The sequence below is a fragment of the Mesorhizobium sp. M7A.F.Ca.AU.002.02.1.1 genome, from assembly GCF_003998535.1.
Classification (GTDB): domain Bacteria; phylum Pseudomonadota; class Alphaproteobacteria; order Rhizobiales; family Rhizobiaceae; genus Mesorhizobium; species Mesorhizobium ciceri.
Genome location: NZ_RZPB01000532.1, coordinates 1 through 4,293, shown reverse-complemented (window position 1 = coordinate 4,293; position 4,293 = coordinate 1). Strand labels below are relative to the sequence as shown.

Here is a 4,293-nt window from a genome sequence, read left to right as displayed (position 1 = left end):
TACCACGATGCCACGAGCACGAACATCTCCGAGACGGCGGAACCCAACAACGCCCACGGCGGAGACGCGATTGCCAGCAGGGCCGCGATCAGCGCCAGCCCGACGACCGCGCCGCCCGTGGTGATGAACGCGACGATCCGAAAATCGCCGAGTATCTCAAGCACGATGCGGGGCATGATATAGAGCATGATCGGGACAAAATTCGCGATCACGAAAAGCCCGATGAACCAGGTCGAAGCGTCCTGGAGAGCCTGGGATTTTATCATCGGCAGGACGAACATGATCGCACATCCATAAGCAAGGCCGCCGAGCCCCATGACGAGCGCCCAGATCTTGGCCTGCGTCCAGACACGGCCTGTTTCATTGTTCCGCATCAGCCTGGCGAGATCCGGCTGCGTCATGTTGACGAACGCAAGGCTGATGATGCGCAGCGGAGCAAACAGCACCAGAACCGCCGCCAGCGGTGCGTAGGCGGCTGGCCCGGCAATGCCGGCGACCAGCAGCGCCAGACATTGACCCTGGATGTTGGTGGTGGTCGCGCTGAATGCCGACCAGCGCAGTTGGGGCCAGAGCCTGACATAGCGTCGGCGCGTCGGCATGCGGAAGCTGATGCGAAGCGAGCGCCGAGCCAGGCGGACCAGGACGAAAATGCCGAACACATTTGCGGCTGCAAGTGCATAGAATACGGTCTGCAGCGGGTCTTGGACCAACCAGATCGACAGCCCGGTCAGGACACAGCCGGCGACTGTAAAAGCGCCATCGCTGATGGAGACGACAACCTGCTGGCGCCGTGCGAAGAAAGCCGTGCGCATATGGCTGCGCAACGACCAGGCACCGACGAAGCAGCCGGCGGCAATTCCGCTTGGATCTCCAAGGACATGCATCAGAACAGCCGTGCCGACGGCCATCAGCAACGCCACGATCAGCGCCGCCGTTCCGAACGCCACGTCATAGGTATTGACGCCGGCGCTGTTGGTGCTCTTGCTCATCCAGATGCTGGCGGGAACAGCGGTGAGCGACCTGATATAGGACAGGCCGACCCCGCCCATCACCATGCCGATGGCGAAGAGGCCGTAGCCCTGCGCCGACAGCATGTGCAACAGCATGATGTTGAGGGCGAAATGAAAGCCGCTCTGCATCGCCTCGCCGCCGATCATCAGCACGAGGCGTCGAACCAGATGGCTCGGAAACGCTAACTTCACGGCCGTGTCTCCGCTGCGCGGGCAGCGGGCGCCCTGCCCGGCCGCGCGATGGTCGTCTTCAGCTTTTCGGCGGCGATCGCGGTGATCGCCGCGGCCGCGACCGGCTCGCTGAAGATCGCCTCATAGCGCGCGCGCCCGGCAGCGACAAACCCGCGCCAGGCCTCAGGGGCGAGGATGATCTCCTGCAATTTCGCGCCAAGAGCTACTGCGTCGCCGGGCGGAACATGCCAGCCGGTCTGCCCGTCGCTGACCACTTCCACCAGCCCGCCGATCGCCGACACAAGCGGCGGCCGGCCATAAGCCATCGCCTCGATGGCGACGCGGCCCAGCGATTCCGGACGCCGCGACGGCACGGTGACGATGTCGGCCCAGCGATAATGCTCCGAGGGATCGGGAATGAAAGGCAGGACTCCGACGCGCCCGGCAAGCCCCATCGTTTCGACCAGTTCGGCAAGCGCACGCTCGCGCTCGGTGCTTTCGAAGGCGCCGCCGACCAGCCGCACCTCGACCCTCGCCTGGAGTTCTGCCGGCATCGAGGCGATCGCCTCCAGCAGGACCTCCTGCCCCTTGATCCGGTTGATGCGGCCGAGCAGCAGCACCCGCAATGGTCGCTTGCCGTCATACGTCATTGGTTCGACCGCCGCCGGCCCGGCAACGCCGTTGTAGACGACATGCGCGCGCGCGGCCTTGGGGTCGCCGAAAGCGGCTCGCGTCGCGCGCGAGTTGAAGATCAGATCCGCATGGCTCCAGTGCATCAGGCCGACGAGTATCCTGCGCATGGCGCCTTCGGGGATCTCGTGGATGTGCAAGACGGCTTTGTGGGGCAGTAATCGCGCGGCCAGCGCATAGTCGGCCACGATCGAGGTGTTGACATAGACGAGGTCGCAGGCCTTGAGGCGCCGCCACGCCCTGAACACGGCAACCGGCAATCGCGCCATCTCGACTGTCGCAAGGCGCGCAATGGCCTGGCGCCTCAACACCCAGAGCGGTTCGAAGACGATCCGGCTGGCATGCGCTTCCAGGATCTGGACGATCGGCCCGCTGCGCGGCAAGACCACCTCGATGTCGGCCGACGGAAACGCGGCGCGCAGCGCAGCCACGCTCTCCGCGAAGCTGCGGTCAGAACCATAGAGTTCATAACCCTGATGAACGCAGGCAATCCGCATCTTTGTTTCCCGCCGGGTGCTGCAACCATCGCGCTGGGCGATTGTGGCAGAACCCCGTCCGCAAGAATCATGCCTGGTTCGATATGTCCGACTATCGGTTCGATATGTCCGACTGCCGGCCGTACGCCCCTGGCATTGCTTCGTTTCGATACAGCTACGCACAGAAGGGTTGACCGAGAATGAAACAACCACCGGGTTCAACACCGTTTTTTTACAACCCCGCGCCATGATCCCCTCCCAGGATACCGAAATCGGAAGATGGCACGAAAGTTGCGGTCTGCTCATTATAAATTAAGCAATATCTAATATATGAAATGTGTGAAAGTGCCGCCGGCCATGAAACCAGAAAAGCCCGCCATTCTAATCCTGGGGACCCGCGGCATACCCGCGGCCCATGGCGGCTTTGAAACCTTTGCCGAAAAACTGGCGCTGTTTCTTGTCGGGCGCGGCTGGAAGGTCGGCGTCTATTGCCAGGATGAGGTCGAGCGGATCGACCAGCGGGTGCGCAGCGAAACCTGGCGCGGCATCGAGCTCATTCACATCCAGGTCGCCTCCAAGGGACCGCGCGCGACCCTGGAATTCGACTGGCAATGCGCCCGCGATGCTGCCAGACGACAGGGCGTTTGCCTGGTGCTCGGCTATAATGGCGCGGTCTTCCTGACCTGGCTCAGGCTGAAGCGGCGCAAGATCTTCACCAACATGGACGGCATCGAGTGGCGTCGCCCCAAATGGGGGATGGCGGCGCGAACCTGGTTCTGGCTCAACGAATGGATCGGCGCTTGGGCCTCGCATCGGCTGGTCGCCGATCATCCCGCCATCGCCGATCACCTGGCGACGCGCCGGCCGCGCAGCGCCATCGCCACCATCGCCTATGGCGCCGATCCGGTGGCATCAGCGCCCGAGGCGCCGGTCCGGGCGCTCGGCCTCGAGCCCGGGCGTTATCTCATCTCGATCGCGCGCATCGAACCCGACAACAACATCCTGCCGATTGTCGAATCCTTTTGCTCCACCAAGCGCGACATGAAGCTGGTGGTGCTGGGAACGCTGTCCGACGACATCCCCTACCATGCCGCCATCCGCAAGGCGGCGAACGGCTCGGTGGTCCTGCCGGGCGCCATTTACGACCAGGCAACGGTGAAGGCCCTGCGCTTCCACGCCCGCGCCTATCTGCACGGCCACACGGTGGGCGGCACCAACCCGTCGCTGGTCGAGGCGCTGGCGGCCGGCAACATGGTGATCGCGCATGACAATCCCTACAACAGGTGGACCGCAGGGGCTGCGGCGATCTACTTCACCGACAAGAACAGTTGCGCCGAGCGGATGCAGCAGGCGCTGGACGATGATGCCCTGGTCAAGGCCTGCGGCGTTGCCGCGAGGGCGCGGGCCCGCGAAGCCTTTCGCTGGGACGATGTCCTGCTCGCCTATGAAAACGAGGCCTATCATCTGCTCGGCATGACCGCCGCCAAGACCACTGCGATGGATCACGCATCGCCAGGAACCGTATGATAGGCTGGTCGCGCCGGCGGGTGCTGCGGACCGCGCTGTCCACTGCAGCGGCTCTCGGCTCGCTCCCGGTCGCACCAATCGCTCGCGCCGCCGCCGGGACGCGGTTTCGGCGCGGCGTCAACGCCTGGCCCTGGTTCTCGCTGACGCGTGAATTTCCCGCACCCCGCACCGACTACGGCTGGCCGCCCTTCCAGTCGCAACGGCCGGTGCCGACCCCAGACGACCTGCGTCGGTTGCGCGAGACCGGGCTCGATTTCATCCGCTTGCCCGTCGATCCCGGCCCTTTCCTGGCCGCCGACGCCAAGACGCGCAGTCAGTTGCTGGACATGCTGGACGCCGCCGTCACCGCCACCCTCGACGCCGATCTTGGCATCATCGTCAACATCCAGGCCAACGCGGCCACCCATCACTGGAACCCC

3 protein-coding genes and 1 pseudogene are annotated in these 4,293 nt (G+C 64.5%); 2 read left to right on the top strand and 2 right to left on the bottom strand.

The genetic code is table 11. The features are described from left to right. Both EN879_RS25980 and EN879_RS25975 read right to left on the bottom strand, forming a co-directional pair. The coding region (locus tag EN879_RS25980) for a hypothetical protein (protein ID WP_127274330.1) at positions 1 to 1,202 on the bottom strand (1,202 nt) is incomplete at its 3' end. Then, positions 1,199 to 2,368 (bottom strand): glycosyltransferase, encoded by a 1,170-nt coding sequence (locus EN879_RS25975; protein ID WP_082826508.1) that lies wholly within the window; start codon positions 2,366 to 2,368, stop codon positions 1,199 to 1,201. The genes EN879_RS25980 and EN879_RS25975, both read right to left, overlap by 4 nt. A 336-nt stretch (positions 2,369 to 2,704) precedes the next feature. Between EN879_RS25975 and EN879_RS25970 the strand changes: the two genes are divergently transcribed. Both EN879_RS25970 and EN879_RS25965 read left to right on the top strand, forming a co-directional pair. Further along, positions 2,705 to 3,874, top strand: a complete 1,170-nt coding sequence (locus tag EN879_RS25970) for a DUF1972 domain-containing protein (RefSeq protein ID WP_027160834.1) — start codon at positions 2,705 to 2,707, stop codon at positions 3,872 to 3,874. Further along, positions 3,871 to 4,293, top strand: a pseudogene (locus tag EN879_RS25965) (glycosyl hydrolase family 5); the annotation flags it as partial. The gene EN879_RS25970 and the pseudogene EN879_RS25965, both read left to right, overlap by 4 nt.

Coding starts and splice junctions, on each gene's coding strand:
- EN879_RS25975 (WP_082826508.1), bottom strand. CDS start 2,368: ATGCGGATTGCCTGCGTTCATCAGGGTTATGAACTCTATGGTTCTGAC.
- EN879_RS25970 (WP_027160834.1), top strand. CDS start 2,705: ATGAAACCAGAAAAGCCCGCCATTCTAATCCTGGGGACCCGCGGCATA.